Annotated in this window: 1 protein-coding gene; it reads right to left on the reverse strand. The window is 44.5% G+C overall.

Annotated elements, in window-relative coordinates:
• Positions 1-438 (reverse strand): ATP-binding cassette domain-containing protein (locus ACTHUR_RS15415; protein WP_440399510.1); only part of this gene is annotated, 438 nt, incomplete at its 3' end.
• Between the last annotated feature and the right edge of the window lie 193 nt (positions 439-631).

A 631-nucleotide genomic window follows, 5' to 3' on the forward strand; every position in this document is an offset into this window, starting at 1 on the left:
GAGTTCGCCCAATGTCTGCTTGACTGCCGCATCCAGTTTCCAGCCGTCCTTCGCTTCGATTTCAAGCTGCAATTCGTTGAGCTCTTTCAACAAAGTCTCACTCGAACCATTTTCCAACTCATGGCTGACATGATGATAACGGCTCAATAAATCGCGAATTTCGCCCAATCCTTCGGCAACGGTATCAAATACGGTTGCATCCTTATCAAAAAAGGATTCTTGCGGCACATAAACGATTTTGAGGTTGTTTTGAACAATAATCTGTCCATCGTCAAGCTTTTGTACACCGGCGAGGATTTTTAAAAACGAAGACTTACCCGCACCGTTGCGGCCGATTAAACCGATTTTCTCGCCGCTGTCGAGTTGAAAAGAAGTTTTGTCGAGCAAGGCGACATGACCGACAGCAAAAGAAGCATTTTCTACGGATAAGATATTCATGGGGAAACTTCAAAAAAGAAAAGGGGAACATTTTAACCAATTATCGGCAGATATTTGCCGACAATCATATGAAATTGAAAGTATCAGGCCGTCTGAAAGCAGTTTTCAGACGGCCTTCACTATTATTCTTGAACCTTCAAACCGAAATGCAGATAGGCTCGTTCGGTTGCTACGCGTCCGCGCGGTGTACGCT

The sequence above is a fragment of the Neisseria sp. P0021.S007 genome (genome assembly GCF_051956855.1).